We start from the raw sequence: 14735 nt of genomic DNA on the forward strand, positions 1-14735 counted from the left end.
TTCGTCCTTTTAACAGGATCGAGAGGGCTCTTTTTTATTGTTCAGCCGTTTAATACTGTTGGAGGTTTGAAAATGGATAATCAAGAACTGACGATGCCGACAAAATACGATCCGTCTGCAATTGAAAAAGACAGATACGACTATTGGGTGAACGGCAAATTTTTCGAAGCGAAAAACGACCCTGAAAAAGAACCGTACACCGTTGTTATTCCCCCGCCGAATGTGACGGGTAAGCTGCACTTGGGTCATGCTTGGGATTCCACCTTGCAGGATATCGTGACAAGAATGAAACGGATGCAGGGCTATGACGTGCTCTGGCTGCCGGGTATGGATCACGCCGGTATTGCAACTCAGGCAAAAGTAGAAGCGAAGCTTCGCGAAGAAGGAAAAACGCGCTATGATCTCGGTCGCGAAAAATTCCTTGAAGAAACATGGAAATGGAAAGAGGAATATGCCGATTTTATTCGCAGCCAATGGGCGAAAATCGGCCTCGGCCTCGACTATTCAAGGGAGCGGTTCACCCTTGATGAAGGGCTTTCTAAAGCGGTGCGCGAAGTATTTGTAAAGCTATATGAAAAAGGGCTGATTTACCGCGGGGAATATATCATTAACTGGGACCCGGCCACTAAAACGGCTCTGTCTGACATCGAAGTCATCTATAAAGACGTACAAGGTGCGTTCTATCATATGCGCTATCCGCTGAAAGACGGTTCAGGCTCAATTGAAATTGCGACGACACGTCCGGAAACGATGCTCGGCGATACAGCGGTTGCGGTACATCCGGAAGACGAGCGGTACAAACACCTAATCGGAAAAACGGTCATTCTGCCGATCACGGGAAGAGAAATTCCGATTGTCGGAGACGACTACGTCGATATGGAATTCGGCTCAGGTGCCGTCAAAATTACGCCTGCTCATGATCCGAACGACTTTGAAATCGGAAACCGCCACAACCTTGAACGAATTCTCGTTATGAATGAAGACGGCACGATGAATGACAAGGCGCTTCAATATAAAGGCATGGACCGTTTTGAATGCCGCAAGCAGATCGTGAAAGATCTTCAGGAAGAGGGTGTGCTGTTCAAGATTGAAGAACATACGCATTCGGTCGGTCACAGCGAACGCAGCGGAGCAGTCGTTGAGCCGTATTTGTCAACGCAGTGGTTCGTGCAAATGCAGCCGCTTGCCGATGCCGCCATCGAATTGCAAAAAAGCGAAGGAAAAGTCAACTTCGTCCCTGACCGTTTTGAAAAAACGTATCTGCACTGGATGGAAAATATCCGCGACTGGTGCATTTCCCGCCAGCTTTGGTGGGGCCACCGGATTCCAGCGTGGTACCATAAAGAAACGGGGGAAATCTATGTGGGCGCTGAAGCGCCGGGAGATGCCGAAAACTGGGAGCAGGACAAAGACGTTCTTGACACATGGTTCAGTTCCGCTCTTTGGCCGTTTTCAACGATGGGCTGGCCGGATATCGATGAGGAAGATTTCAAGCGTTACTATCCGACGAACGTCCTTGTCACAGGATATGATATCATTTTCTTCTGGGTATCCAGAATGATCTTCCAAGGTATCGAATTCACCGGAGAACGTCCGTTTAAAGATGTTTTGATCCACGGGCTCATCCGCGACGACCAGGGCCGCAAAATGAGCAAATCGCTCGGAAACGGCGTCGATCCGATGGATGTGATCGATAAGTACGGAGCGGATTCGCTGCGCTACTTCCTTGCGACGGGAAGCTCTCCGGGGCAGGATTTACGCTTCAGCTTTGAAAAAGTGGAGTCAACATGGAATTTTGCGAACAAGATTTGGAACGCATCAAGATTCGCCTTGATGAACATGGACGGCATGACATACGAAGAGCTCGATCTGTCAGGAGAAAAATCAGTTGCCGATAAGTGGATTTTAACAAGGTTAAATGAAACGATTGAAACTGTGACACAGCTGGCTGATAAGTACGAATTCGGCGAGGTTGGCCGCCATCTCTACAATTTTATCTGGGATGATTTCTGCGACTGGTACATCGAAATGGCTAAACTTCCGCTTTACGGTGAAGATGAAGCGGCGAAAAAGACGACCCGATCCATTTTAGCGTATGTGCTGGATCAAACAATGCGCCTGTTGCATCCGTTTATGCCTTTCCTGACGGAGGAGATCTGGCAGCATCTTCCTCACGAAGGGGAATCCATTACAGTCGCCAAGTGGCCTGAAGCTGTTAAAGAATATACGGACACCGAAGCAGCGGCAGATATGAAGCTTCTCGTTGAAGTCATCCGCGCTGTACGGAACATCCGCAGTGAAGTCAACACGCCGCTCAGCAAGCAGATTGAGCTTTATATTAAAACAAGCACACCGGAAATCGCCGAACGACTTGAAGAAAACCGTTCGTACGTGGAACGCTTTACGAATCCGAGCCTTCTTCAAATTGGAACTGATATTCAAGCGGTCGATAAAGCGATGACCGCTGTCGTATCCGGCGCCGAGCTGATTTTGCCGCTCGAAGGTCTGATTAACATTGAGGAAGAAATCAGCCGCCTGCAAAAAGAACTCGATAAGCTGACGAAGGAAGTTGAACGGGTTCAGAAGAAATTAGGCAACGAAGGATTTATGAAAAAAGCGCCTGCACATGTCATTGAAGAAGAGCGGGCGAAAGAAGCCGATTATGCGGCGAAACGTGAAGCTGTAGAAAAAAGAATCGCCGAATTGAAAAATTAATCACACGAAAAAAGGAGGTGTTTTCCAGGTCTTTCTAAAGGCGCTGGAAAACACCTTCATCAATTGAAGGGAAGGAATGCGCTTGTTCAAAACGTTTGATGAAGCACTCAGCTGGATTAACGGAAGGCTTAAATTCGGCGTGAAGCCGGGTTTGGAACGAATGGAATGGCTGCTGAGAAAGCTCGGACACCCCGAGAAAAAGCTCAATGCGATTCATGTCGCCGGAACAAACGGAAAAGGTTCCACGATCGCTTTTCTCCGTACGGTGTTAAATGAAGCCGGTTATACAGCAGGCACCTTCACATCACCGTATATCATTACCTTTAACGAACGGATCAGCGTTGACGGCGCACCGATCTCAGACGACGAATGGACGGCGCTCTTTAATGAGGTCGGGCCTCTTGTCCTTGAGCTTGAAGAAACCGAATTCGGAGCCGCCACCGAATTTGAAATTATTACGGCATGCGCATTTTTATATTTTGCTAAATACCGGAGCACCGATTTTGTTATTTTTGAAACGGGATTAGGCGGCCGTTTGGATTCGACAAACGTCGTGAAGCCGATATTAACGGTCATCACTTCGATCGGTCATGATCATACGGCGATATTAGGCGGTACGCTGAAAGAGATTGCCGCAGAAAAGGCGGGGATCATCAAACACGGCGTTCCTGTTATCACAGCCGTTCATCAGCGTGAAGCAGCTGAAGTGATAAAGCGAAAGGCGATGGAGACAGAATCTGCTGTTATATCCCTTCATGAGGATTGCGAGCTGTACGGAGAGCGTTCACTGCCCGATGGAGAGCAATTTTCACTGAAAACACCGTTACATCGTTATGAAAGAATTGAAACAAGCCTGATCGGCACCCATCAGCGGCAAAACGCGTCTTTGGCCATACTTGCGGCCGAATGGCTGACAGCCGAAAAACATGCGGCCATCGGCGAAGAAGAGCTGAAACGCGGCATTCATAAGGCGGGATGGCCCGGCCGGTTTGAGAAGGTATTGAACAGGCCTCTCGTTTATATCGACGGCGCTCATAACAAAGAAGGGGTAGAGCGGCTGGCCGAGACGATCACGTCTCACTTCGGCGGGCGGAATATTCACGTATGCTTCAGCGCTCTCAAAGATAAGCCGTACAGAGACATGATCCGCAAAATCGAGTCGTTTGCGTCATCGATTCACTTCACATCTTTTGATTTTCCGAGAGCGGAATCCGCTCATAAGCTGTTTGAGCAAAGTACCGCTGATCATAAAACATGTGATGAAGACATCGGCTCTGTTTTCCGCTATATCGAAGAACAAGCTGAAGATGAAAAAGCGGTGGTCGTTGTTACCGGGTCGCTTTACTTTATTTCCGCCGTCAGGGCAGCTTTAACTGAATAAAAAACATAAAAATGCGCTTTTGGCCATCGGCTGACGGCGCATTTTTATGTTTTATGAAAAGCGGAGGCGCTTCGTATTTGCTAAAATAACAGCCTCAGGAAGCCGCTCTTTCTCATGAAGCGGTTAAATTTGATTGTGCGAGGCTGATCGTGATGTTCATCTTTTACCTTTTTACGGCGGGGTTAGTGCTCGGTTCCTTTTTTAGTTCGGCCGGGCGCCGCATTCCTGAAAAGATATCTTTGATTGCTCCGCGTTCCCTCTGCCGGGCTTGCAAAAGAAAGCTGGGCCTCTCGGAGCTGATACCTGTTTTGTCCTATTTGATGCAGCGGGGGAGGTGTAAGGGGTGTCAAACCCCGATATCGATCGTGTATCCGGCAGTTGAGCTCTCCGACGCCATCCTGTTTGCGTTTGCCGGCATGCACGTTGGGCACCAGGGGGAGCTGGTGCTTGTGCTTGCTCTTATTTCCCTGCTTTTGATCGTCTTTGTATCTGATGTGACACATATGGTCATTCCGGATGCTGTTCTTTGTTTTTTCCTGATTGTCTTTGCTGTCGGACGGTTTCTTGTTCCCCTCGAGCCGTGGCACTCCGGTTTGAGCGGTGCGTTTGCCGGCGGCATGCTTCCGCTCTTGACGCTGCTTTTGACGAAGGGAGGGATCGGCTGGGGGGACGTAAAGCTGTTTGCGGTGCTCGGCATGGCGCTCGGCAGCCGCCTCCTCATTCTCGCTTTTTTCCTTTCGGCAGCCGCGGGAACAGTGCTTGGTCTTTTTGCGCTGCTGGCAGGCAAGCTAAAGAAAAATGAACCTATGCCGTTTGCTCCCGCGATTCTGATCGGGACGCTGATAAGCTGTTTTTATGGCAATCCAATGATCGAGTGGTACCTTCAAATGGCACGGTGGTGAAAAATTTGACGAAACCTTTTTGGGCAAGACGACAAAAGTCTTGTTCTTTTTTTTTGAGGCTGTGATAAAGTGTGGACAATAAGAGGGACAGCCTTTGGGAGAACTCCTCCTTCCTTCTGGCTTCCCTCTGCCGATCGTATAGAGAGCGGCCAATCTGCCGCCTAATCTCAATATAAAACAATAAACGGAAAGCGAGGGAAGCACATGAAAAAACGGAAAAGCAAGAAAAACTCAGCTAAAAAAGCGCCCCAGGAAGACCCGCTTAAAGTGATGATCAATGGCAGAGAAGAGACCATCTACGGAAATGAAAAAGAGTTTTCCAACAGAAATGAAGAAAAGAAGTTCACCTTTTCAAACTGGGAAGAAAAGAGAAAGGCAGAACGGGAAATATCGGCTTCAAAAGAGGACGGCAAACCTGAAACAGATGAATTTACATGGACGCCTCCAGACGAAGAAGAAACCGTGTACAAAGACGATCCCAAAGTGGTGGCGCCTTATCAAAAGAAAAATGAGGCCAAAAACAACCGAAAAGCGAAAACGTCCCTTACGTATCCTTTGAAGCGCTTTGCTGCAACCATTATCTTTGCTGTGTTGCTCGGCACGGGACTCGGGTTGTTCGCGCTGAATCTCGCAACCCATAAAGAAGGAGTGCCCGCATCCGGCAGCCTGGGTGCGGATGCGGAAAACGGACAGACGGTTAAAGCCGGTGACTCAGGTGCAGAAGAGAAAAAGAGCGGAGAAAAAAATAGCGGACAAGCGGGAGAATCTTTTAAAAGCTTTGCCGTTCAGGCCGGCAAGTTTTCATCTAAAGAAGGAGCGGAGACGCTGGCCTCTCAAATCGCAGACAAGGGGTATGCCGCCGTTTCCATTGCCAAGGACGACGGATTTTATGTGATCGCCGGAATAACGGGGGCAAAACAGATGACATCTGAAATTGGCAAAATATTAATCGAAAACGATTTTGAAGCGTGGGGCGGAAAAGAGCTTCCGGTTGCACTCGAGCCCGGTTTGCTGGAGCCTTTTAAAGAGGCGGCTGAGCTGTCGGCAAAAGCGATTCTCGGCGCGGAGGTTACATCTCAAAACATAGCTGATGTCAAAGCTGAACTTGACGGCGCCAAATTAAAAGGAGAATCTGACGAGGTAAAAAAGAGCATACTGGAAGCCGTCAACATGCTGGAGAAACCGACCGCAGCCAACGGCTGGAAAAGCCAGCAGCTATTGCTGAGCCAAATAAAATAAAAAAACGGCAGAGTGAACGGCCCCCTGTCAAGTAGACAGTGGAAATAACGAAAACACACTAGACGGCTTTAGCCCTGTATTCCGCCGGGCTGAGGCCGTTTAGTTTTTCTTGCAGACGATCGTGATTTAAAACGTGAACACCATACTTGCCCGCAATCTCTTTCACCGAAGCACTTCCCTGATCACATTCTGACAGAATGTTCAGTTTTTCTTCTATCGTGTACCATTTCCCAGCCATAAAAAACTTCCCCAAAGTAAACAGATTTTTTTATTTTATCTGTCTACTTTTAGGGGAGCATATCAGATGCGATGGTTTTTTTATTTTCGCGATTTTTGTCATTAAAAAGTTACTTTTCTGAAATTGTGGCGGCGGCGTTCTTTTGGTAGGATAAAACAGGTATCTTTTTTTCCTATGCAAAAACCTTTGAAAGGATGTCTTCTTATGACCCGACAGCTCATATTGGCTTCACAATCACCCCGCAGAAAGGAACTCCTCGATCTTCTGCAGATTCCGTACAGCATCGTTACGAGCAACGCGGAAGAAAAATTAATTCGAAACTTTTCACCAGCAGAAAACGTCAAATGGTTGGCGGAACAAAAAGTGCGTGCAGTAGCCGAACAATATCCTGATGCCGTCGTCCTTGGCGCCGATACTATTGTTCTTTATGACGGGGCTTATTTGGTCAAGCCCAAAGATGCCGAAGATGCAAAAAGGATGCTGAGCATGCTTTCGGGACAGACCCATTCAGTGCTCACCGGCGTCTGCATTAAGGACGGCGAGAGATGCGAAACATTTTTTGAAGAAACCGAAGTCTCTTTTTGGCCTCTTGAAGAAAAGGAAATCAGCGCTTACATCGCTACGGGAGAGCCGTTTGATAAAGCCGGTTCATACGGAATACAAGGAAAAGGCGCGCTTTTTGTCAAACAGATAAAGGGTGACTATTATACAGTTGTGGGTCTTCCGATTTCCAAAACGATGAGAATGCTGAAAACGTTTGATCTACACTCCTTTTGATGAACCGAACGAGAAGGGAATCAAAAGGGAGGGTTTATCATAAGCGATCTGCCATTGAAATTAAAGGATTTTCCTGATGAAGAAAGGCCGCGGGAGCGCCTTCTCAACACAGGCGCCGAAAGTTTGTCAAACCATGAACTGCTCGCGATACTGCTCAGGACCGGGACGAAAAAAGAATCGGTTCTTCAGCTTTCAAGCCGGCTGCTTCAAACGTTTGACGGCCTCCGTTTGTTAAAAGAAGCATCCGCTGAGGAGCTTTCAAGCATTTCCGGGATCGGCCGCGCCAAAGCCGTGCAGATTTTGGCGGCGCTCGAACTTGGCCGGCGCATTCACAGCCTTGCCTGCAAAGACCGTTATGTGATCCGTTTTCCCGAAGATGCGGCCAATTTTTTAATGGGGGATATGCGCTTTCTGTCTCAGGAGCACTTCGTATGCCTGTATCTGAACACGAAAAACCAGGTGATCCACAAGCGCACAATTTTTATAGGAAGCTTGAACTCTTCAATTGTCCATCCGAGGGAAGTGTTTAAGGAAGCGTTAAAGCGCTCCGCAGCCTCATTCATCTGCGTCCACAATCATCCGTCCGGAGATCCGGCTCCAAGCCGCGAAGATATAGAAGTTACACAGCGCCTTCACGAGTCCGGACAGCTGCTTGGAATTGAATTGCTCGATCATATCATCATCGGTGATCAAAAATTTGTGAGCTTGAAAGAAAAAGGATATTTGTAACACTTTTTTTTTCATTAAATTAAGCTATAATAGAATTTATGGGTTTTTGCTTAGGAATATTGTTTTAAGAAAGGAAGATACATACAAATGTTTGGAATTGGTGCGAGAGACCTTGGAATAGATTTAGGAACGGCGAATACGCTTGTTTTTGTGAAAGGTAAAGGAATTGTCGTCAGGGAGCCTTCCGTCGTTGCGCTGCAAACAGATACAAAGCAGATCGTTGCAGTCGGAAACGATGCGAAAAACATGATCGGACGTACGCCCGGCAATGTCGTCGCCCTCCGCCCGATGAAAGATGGCGTAATCGCTGATTATGAAACAACAGCGACAATGATGAAACATTATATTAGCAAAGCTGTTAAAAACAAAGGCTTATTTGCGAGAAAGCCGTATGTCATGGTTTGTGTCCCGTCGGGAATTACGGCGGTTGAGCAGCGTGCGGTTATCGACGCCACGCGCCAGGCCGGGGCGAGAGATGCATATCCGATTGAAGAACCGTTTGCAGCGGCGATCGGAGCCAATCTTCCTGTTTGGGAACCGACTGGAAGCATGGTGGTCGACATCGGCGGCGGAACGACCGAAGTCGCGATTATTTCCCTCGGCGGCATCGTCACATCCCAGTCTATCCGCGTTGCCGGTGATGAAATGGATGAAGCAATCATTACTTATATTAGAAAAACATATAACTTGATGATCGGTGACCGTACTGCGGAAGCGATCAAACTTGAAATCGGTTCTGCCGAAGCTTCTGAAAACGGAGAAAGCATGGAAATCCGCGGCCGCGATCTTTTAACAGGTCTGCCGAAAACGATTGAAATCACTGAAAAAGAAATTACAGCGGCGCTTCGCGACACTGTGACTGCAATTGTCGATGCCGTAAAAAATACGCTTGAAAAAACTCCGCCTGAACTCGCGGCTGATATTATGGACCGCGGAATCGTCCTCACGGGAGGCGGTGCGCTGCTGCGCCACTTGGACAAAGTCATCAGCGAAGAAACGAAAATGCCGGTTTTAATTGCGGAAGACCCTCTTGACTGTGTAGCGATCGGAACAGGTAAAGCTCTCGAGCAAATTCATCTATTTAAAGGCAAAAATTAAGGACACAGGGAATAGAAGAGGTGTATAATCATGCCGCAGTTTTTTACGAATAAACGGTTGATGCTTTTACTCCTTTGTATCATCATTTTAGTGGCAATGATTGGATTTTCGTTAAAGAATGACCGGAATGCAACTTGGCCCGAAAAATTTATTGGCGATACAACTGGTGTATTCCAGACGATTTTTCATACGCCCGCTCAATTTTTTGCGGGCTTCTTTGAAAATATCGAAGACTTAAAAAATACGTACAGCGAAAATGAGCGCCTGCGGAAAAAGCTCGACGGCCAGACGCAATACGAGGCAAAGCTGCAAGAGCTTGAAAATGAAAATAAGTCTTTAAGAAAAGAGCTCGGCCATTTGAAATCAATTAAAGACTACACGCCGATTCTGGCGACCGTTATCGCCAGAAATCCCGATAAGTATGAGTGGTGGAACCTGATCACGATTAACAAAGGTTCTAAGCACGGCGTCGAAAAGGATATGGCGGTCACAGATGAAAACGGCAACTTGATCGGAAAAATCAAAAGCACAAAAGTGAACAATTTCACTTCCACCGTCCAGCTTTTAAGCGCAACAGACAGAAACAACAGAATTTCTACGGTTATCGCTGCAAATAAAGGCAAGAAAACGGTCAACGGAATCATCAACGGCTACGACTCCGAGAAAAAGGCGCTGTCAATGGAAATCATTGAGCCTGATGAAGACAGGGAAGTGAAAAAAGGAGACCTCGTCGAAACTTCCGGCGCGGGCGGCGTTTTTCCGAAAGGCCTGACGATCGGAAAAGTGACAGAAGTTGAACCCGATTCCTACGGCTTGACGAAAATCGCTTATGTAGAGCCGGCGGCCGATATGTATAACCTTGATAACGTCATCGTCGTCGACAGAACGCTTGATACGGTGGATGTCGACAAGATGGACGATGAGGAGGAAGGTTCGTGAAACGCTTCCTTCTTCCCGTCGTTATGATGTTTGTTTTAGTATCTGACAGCGTCTATGCGGATTTTGTCAACCTGCCTTTTGTGACGGAAGAACAGCAGCTCATCCCGCGTTTTCTGCTGCTTGTCTTAGTTTTTATGACGGCTTATGTCAATCAGCCTTTTGCCATTACATATGGATTTATTTTCGGATTGTTATATGATATTAATTACACCGACCTTTTAGGTGTATATATGTTTGGTTTTGCCGGTATTTGCTATTTATCGTCAAAAGCATTCAAAGTATTGCAGACAAACGCGCTGGTCGTCATTTTTATTTCGCTGCTCGCCGTCTGTGTTCTTGAATTCTACCAATATGGCGTGCAGATGCTGATACGTCCGGAAATCATGCCGTTCCATCAATTTGTGCTCGGCAGGCTCCTGCCTACGCTTGGGCTGAACGCCGTTGGCGGCCTTTTGCTCATTTACCCGTTCAAGTGGTTTTTTACCAGTCTTAAGAAAGAGTTGAGGAATGAGTAAAAGAGGATTTTATGAGCCGATGTCGAAAAGAGTATGATGTTGAGGTGAACACCGTGAAGACCCAAAAGCAGCAATACGTAACAATTAAAGGAACGAAAAATGGATTGACGCTTCATCTTGATGACACATGCTCTTTTGAAGAATTATTGTACGGTCTTCAGGATATGCTGTCACTCGAACATTATATGGATGGAAAAGGCCAGAAAATCAGTGTGCTCGTTAAGCTCGGCCACCGTTATGTGACCGAGGAGCAAGAACAGATCCTGACCGATGTGATCACTGAGAAACAAAATCTGTTCATCCACTCCATTGAAAGTGAAGTCATGACCAAAGATGAAGCAAACCGTTTAAAAGCGGAAAGCGAAATTATTTCTGTCGCTAAAATTGTCCGTTCAGGGCAAGTCCTCGAAACGGAGGGTGATTTGCTTCTGATTGGGGATGTGAATCCGGGAGGAATGGTGAAGGCCGGAGGGAATATTTTCATCCTCGGCTCATTAAGAGGGATTGCCCACGCCGGTTTTAATGGAAATAAACGAGCTGTTATTGCGGCTTCGGATATGAGACCGACTCAATTGCGTATCAATCATGTGCTCAATCGCTCCCCAGACCACATCCAAGAAGGGAACGACATGGAATGTGCTTATTTAGATGAAAATGAGAATATGGTCATTGACCGCCTTCAGCAATTAGCTCATTTAAGACCTAGTTTAACAAGGCTTGAGGGAGGAATGTAAAATTGGGTGAAGCTATCGTAATAACCTCGGGGAAAGGCGGAGTAGGCAAAACGACGACATCCGCAAATCTTGGCACCGCCTTGGCCATTTTGGGAAAACGGGTATGTCTCGTTGACACGGATATCGGCCTGCGCAATCTTGATGTTGTCATGGGCCTTGAAAATAGAATCATATATGACTTGGTAGATGTCGTTGAGGAGCGATGCAAAATCCATCAGGCGCTTGTGAAAGACAAACGCTTCGATGATTTGCTTTATTTGCTCCCGGCCGCTCAGACAAGCGATAAGTCGGCTGTTCTTCCCGAGCAGATGGTCAAGCTTGTACAGCAGCTCAAACATGACTTTGACTACATTGTCATCGACTGCCCTGCAGGGATTGAGCAAGGTTATAAAAATGCGGTCTCGGGCGCTGACAAAGCGATTGTCGTAACGACACCGGAAATCTCCGCTGTTCGTGACGCCGACCGGATTATCGGCCTGCTTGAAAAAGAAGAAAATATTGAGCCGCCGAGACTTGTCGTCAACCGGATCCGCAACCACTTAATGAAAAACGGCGATACGCTGGATGTTGATGAAGTCATTCAGCACTTGTCGATCGAACTGATCGGTATTGTTGCGGATGATGACGAAGTGATTAAAGCTTCCAATAACGGGGAGCCTGTCGTCATGGATCCGAACAATAAAGCTTCAATCGCATACCGGAACATCGCCCGCCGCGTGCTGGGCGAATCTGTGCCTTTACAGTCGTTTGAAGAAGAAAATAAAGGCGTTTTCGCAAAGATTAAATCATTTTTCGGCGTACGCGCTTAACTGCAAAAAAAGCAATCTCCAAAGCGAGATTGCTTTTTTCGCAGTTTCATTGATCGTTTTCGACTTTGTGCTTTAACAAGGAAAGCTTATTGTCCCAATATATGTCGAAGTAGGCGAGCCATTGCTGCAGCTCGGCGAGAGGTTCGGGATGAAGCCTGTACAGTTTTTCTCTGCCCGCTTTTCTCCCGCTGACAAGCCCGGCTTCTGACAAAATTCTCAGATGCTTTGAAACAGCCGTCCGGCTCATCGGGAAATGAGTGCTGATATCTGTTACAGGCAATTCCCTGCCGGAGAGGAGCTTCAGCATCTTTCGCCGTGAGGGATCGGAAACGGCTTGGAACACATCATGTTTTACGGCCGATGATGTCACGAGCCTTCAACTGCCTGACGCAGTTTTTGATTGACGATCGCTTCCCAGCCGCCATTCATCCGATTGCGGACATCCGCTTGTTTTTCTCCCGCTTTTGAAACCGTTTCTTCCGGCGCGCCCCATCCTGAATGAATCAGGGTAAATTCGGTTTTTTCTGCAGACAGCTTTTTCAATTCAAATGTGACGATCCATCCCGACGTATCCCAGCTGAAAGCGAGGCGATGCGGCGCTTCAAGCTCGATCACTTTGCACGGGGAGGGGCCGAACGGAGACTGCAAGGTGAATTCACAGCCGATCTCCGGACGGAAATCATTTGGCATAAACCAGGCGGCGATGCCTTCACTGGTGGCGACAGCCTCCCACACTTTTTCTATCGATGCGTGAAAAACTGCCTGTTTATGTATATCAGGCACTTGTTGATTGCTCATAATAGACCTCCTAGAAAAAAAGTAAAACCAAAAGGTTTCCTATCTATTATATGAAACCTTTTGGTTTTATGTCAATATGCCGTCATAATCCCCTGGGACAAGACATATCATTGAACAAACGAACCTGAATGTAAAGGATGAGGGTTATGAGTCATAGAGCAGATGAGATTCGAAAAAGAATGGCCAGGAAAAGAAAACGGAAGGCGCCGGATAAACAGCCCTTTTCGTCAGGCGGCAAAAAGCTGCCGGTCAAGCCGCCTGCATGGACAGCCTTTTCGGAAGATGAAAAGGCCGGAGACTTCTCACCGCCTGAAGGAAGCACCCTGCTGATAAATGGGAAGCACCCTCTTGTCAAAGCGGATGCGCTCATCATGAAATGTCTTCTGTCGGCATGTCTTGTCCTTGTGTCCGCCATTGCCTACAAAGGCCAGTTTGAACCCGCAAACCAAATCAAACCGGTCATCAGCCAGGTGTTTACAGAAGAGTTCCAATTCGCGGCCCTCCAGAATTGGTATGAATCCAAGTTTGGCGATCCCCTCGCATTCTTTCAACCGAAAGGCGACAAACCATCCGGCCAGGTCGAGGTGAATCAGGATCTCGCTGTGCCTGCCATGGGAAAGGTTCAGGAGAAATTCTCCGGCCAGGGCATTAAGGTTGAAACAGAAGACGAAACGATCCGCAGCATGAAGGAAGGCTATGTCATTGAAGTGGACAAAAATCCGGAAACGGGCCTGACGGTGGTTTTGCAGCATGCGGACAACAGCTATACCTACTACGGCCAGCTGAAAAAAGCGGATGTCGCTTTATACGATTTTATAGATAAAGGAACGAAGCTCGGAACGATTAAGCAGGATAAAAATCAAAAAGGCGTCTATTACTTTGCGATCAAACAAGGAGAGGAATTTGTTGATCCGATACAGGTGATCACATTTGAATAAATGGACGGAGCTCTTCACCAAGCTTCACATCCACCCGCTGCTGTGGCTTGTCATGGCGATCGGTATCATGACAGGACATATTAAAGCGCTGTTTTGTTTAATGATCGTTATTTTGATCCACGAGCTTGGCCACGCTGCTGCTGCCGTTTATTTTTCATGGAGAATTAAAGGCATTTTCCTGCTGCCTTTTGGCGGAACACTTGAAGTCGATGAACATGGGAACAGACCGTTAAAGGAAGAGCTGGCCGTCATCGCCGCGGGGCCTGTTCAGCATATTTGGCTTCAATTTGCAGCTTGGCTTTTGGCGGTCAATTCGCTCGTCAGCCCTCATATATTTGAAACGTTTACCTTTTACAATCTGACCATCCTCTTGATTAATCTGTTTCCGGTTTGGCCGCTTGACGGCGGGAAGCTGCTGTTTTTGCTGCTTTCAAAACACCTTCCGTATCAGAAAGCACAGCGGATGATGCTGGCTGTGTCGTGCTTTTGCTGTACTGTTTTAATCGCGGTGATTCTGTTGGTTTCCCCGTCACAGCTGAGCGCTTGGGTGCTCCTCGTATTTTTGGCTGCATCCCTTTACCAGGAATATCGCAATCGCCATTACGCCCATATCCGTTTTTTGCTTGAACGGTATTACGGAAAGGAGAGGGAAGTGCGACGCCTTGCCCCGATCACGGTGTGCGCCGAACAGCGGATTTATGAGGTCATGCTCCTGTTTAAAAGAGGCTGCAAACACCCGATCATTATTGAGAAGGACGGACAAAAACTGAGCCAGCTTGATGAAAACGAAATTCTCCACGCTTATTTTACAGACAAGCGCACGACTTCCTCAATGGAAGATCTGCTTTTGGTTTATTGACGATATCCATCTTCTAAAAGACATTGACACTCGAGCTCTTTTCTGGTATATTTTTTAATGTTAT

General features: G+C 47.3%; 16 protein-coding genes and 1 other annotated feature (1 of these 17 running past the window's edge). Of the genes, 13 read left to right on the forward strand and 3 right to left on the reverse strand.

Translation table 11 applies throughout. The features are described 5' to 3' along the window. Nucleotides 1-12 (forward strand) — a binding site (T-box leader) (it extends 220 nt beyond the left edge of the window). 60 nt (nt 13-72) lie between these two features. The 4 genes from MST20_RS13365 to MST20_RS13380 all read left to right on the forward strand — a co-directional run bounded on the left by MST20_RS13365 (nt 73) and on the right by MST20_RS13380 (nt 6237). Next, a complete protein-coding gene (locus MST20_RS13365) occupies nt 73-2715 on the forward strand; it encodes a valine--tRNA ligase (protein WP_243942809.1) in 2643 nt (880 codons plus the stop codon). 82 nt (nt 2716-2797) lie between these two features. Beyond that, nucleotides 2798-4096 carry a bifunctional folylpolyglutamate synthase/dihydrofolate synthase gene (locus tag MST20_RS13370; RefSeq protein WP_347880868.1) on the forward strand — a complete coding sequence of 433 codons (1299 nt, stop codon included), beginning with the start codon at nt 2798-2800 and terminating at the stop codon, nt 4094-4096. 152 nt (nt 4097-4248) lie between these two features. After that, nucleotides 4249-4998, forward strand: a complete 750-nt coding sequence (locus MST20_RS13375) for a prepilin peptidase (RefSeq protein WP_243942812.1) — start codon at nt 4249-4251, stop codon at nt 4996-4998. Nucleotides 4999-5202: 204 nt separating this feature from the next. After that, entirely contained in the window at nt 5203-6237 is a 1035-nt protein-coding gene (locus tag MST20_RS13380) for an SPOR domain-containing protein (protein ID WP_243942813.1), read from the forward strand. Nucleotides 6238-6295: 58 nt separating this feature from the next. On the opposite strand, the gene MST20_RS13385 is transcribed toward MST20_RS13380, so the two are convergent. Then, on the reverse strand, nt 6296-6475 hold the full coding sequence (locus MST20_RS13385; RefSeq protein WP_130627134.1) for an IS3 family transposase: 180 nt from the start codon (nt 6473-6475) through the stop codon (nt 6296-6298). A gap of 204 nt (nt 6476-6679) precedes the next feature. Between MST20_RS13385 and MST20_RS13390 the strand changes: the two genes are divergently transcribed. The 7 genes from MST20_RS13390 to minD all read left to right on the forward strand — a co-directional run bounded on the left by MST20_RS13390 (nt 6680) and on the right by minD (nt 12076). Further along, nucleotides 6680-7252, forward strand: a complete 573-nt coding sequence (locus tag MST20_RS13390) for a Maf family protein (protein ID WP_243942814.1) — start codon at nt 6680-6682, stop codon at nt 7250-7252. 54 nt (nt 7253-7306) lie between these two features. Then, nucleotides 7307-7981 carry a RadC family protein gene (gene radC, locus MST20_RS13395; protein WP_020452451.1) on the forward strand — a complete coding sequence of 225 codons (675 nt, stop codon included), beginning with the start codon at nt 7307-7309 and terminating at the stop codon, nt 7979-7981. 87 nt (nt 7982-8068) lie between these two features. Next, complete coding sequence (locus MST20_RS13400) at nt 8069-9079, forward strand: rod shape-determining protein (RefSeq protein ID WP_003184042.1); 1011 nt, start codon at nt 8069-8071, stop codon at nt 9077-9079. A 30-nt stretch (nt 9080-9109) separates the two neighbouring features. After that, nucleotides 9110-10018 carry a rod shape-determining protein MreC gene (gene mreC, locus MST20_RS13405; protein ID WP_017474373.1) on the forward strand — a complete coding sequence of 303 codons (909 nt, stop codon included), beginning with the start codon at nt 9110-9112 and terminating at the stop codon, nt 10016-10018. Beyond that, nucleotides 10015-10533 (forward strand): rod shape-determining protein MreD, encoded by a 519-nt coding sequence (gene mreD / locus MST20_RS13410; RefSeq protein WP_020452449.1) that lies wholly within the window; start codon nt 10015-10017, stop codon nt 10531-10533. Before mreC ends, mreD begins: the two co-directional genes overlap by 4 nt. A 53-nt stretch (nt 10534-10586) precedes the next feature. Continuing rightward, nucleotides 10587-11267 carry a septum site-determining protein MinC gene (minC, locus tag MST20_RS13415; RefSeq protein WP_023855422.1) on the forward strand — a complete coding sequence of 227 codons (681 nt, stop codon included), beginning with the start codon at nt 10587-10589 and terminating at the stop codon, nt 11265-11267. 2 nt (nt 11268-11269) lie between these two features. Continuing rightward, entirely contained in the window at nt 11270-12076 is an 807-nt protein-coding gene (gene minD / locus MST20_RS13420) for a septum site-determining protein MinD (protein ID WP_243942815.1), read from the forward strand. 46 nt (nt 12077-12122) lie between these two features. Here the strand turns inward: minD and MST20_RS13425 are convergent, their stop codons facing one another. Next, complete coding sequence (locus MST20_RS13425) at nt 12123-12446, reverse strand: ArsR/SmtB family transcription factor (RefSeq protein WP_243942816.1); 324 nt, start codon at nt 12444-12446, stop codon at nt 12123-12125. Continuing rightward, a complete protein-coding gene (locus MST20_RS13430; protein WP_035338321.1) occupies nt 12443-12874 on the reverse strand; it encodes an SRPBCC family protein in 432 nt (143 codons plus the stop codon). The genes MST20_RS13425 and MST20_RS13430 overlap by 4 nt, the downstream gene beginning before the upstream one ends. A gap of 146 nt (nt 12875-13020) precedes the next feature. On the opposite strand from MST20_RS13430, the gene MST20_RS13435 reads away from it, so the two are divergent. Continuing rightward, nucleotides 13021-13812: a peptidoglycan DD-metalloendopeptidase family protein gene (locus MST20_RS13435; protein WP_243942818.1), complete on the forward strand. Its 792-nt coding sequence runs from the start codon at nt 13021-13023 to the stop codon at nt 13810-13812. Beyond that, complete coding sequence (locus MST20_RS13440) at nt 13805-14671, forward strand: site-2 protease family protein (protein ID WP_243942820.1); 867 nt, start codon at nt 13805-13807, stop codon at nt 14669-14671. Before MST20_RS13435 ends, MST20_RS13440 begins: the two co-directional genes overlap by 8 nt. Nucleotides 14672-14735 lie beyond the last annotated feature (64 nt).

The sequence above is a fragment of the Bacillus sp. B19-2 genome (genome assembly GCF_022832475.1).
In the GTDB taxonomy this organism is placed as follows: Bacteria; Bacillota; Bacilli; order Bacillales; family Bacillaceae; genus Bacillus; species Bacillus paralicheniformis.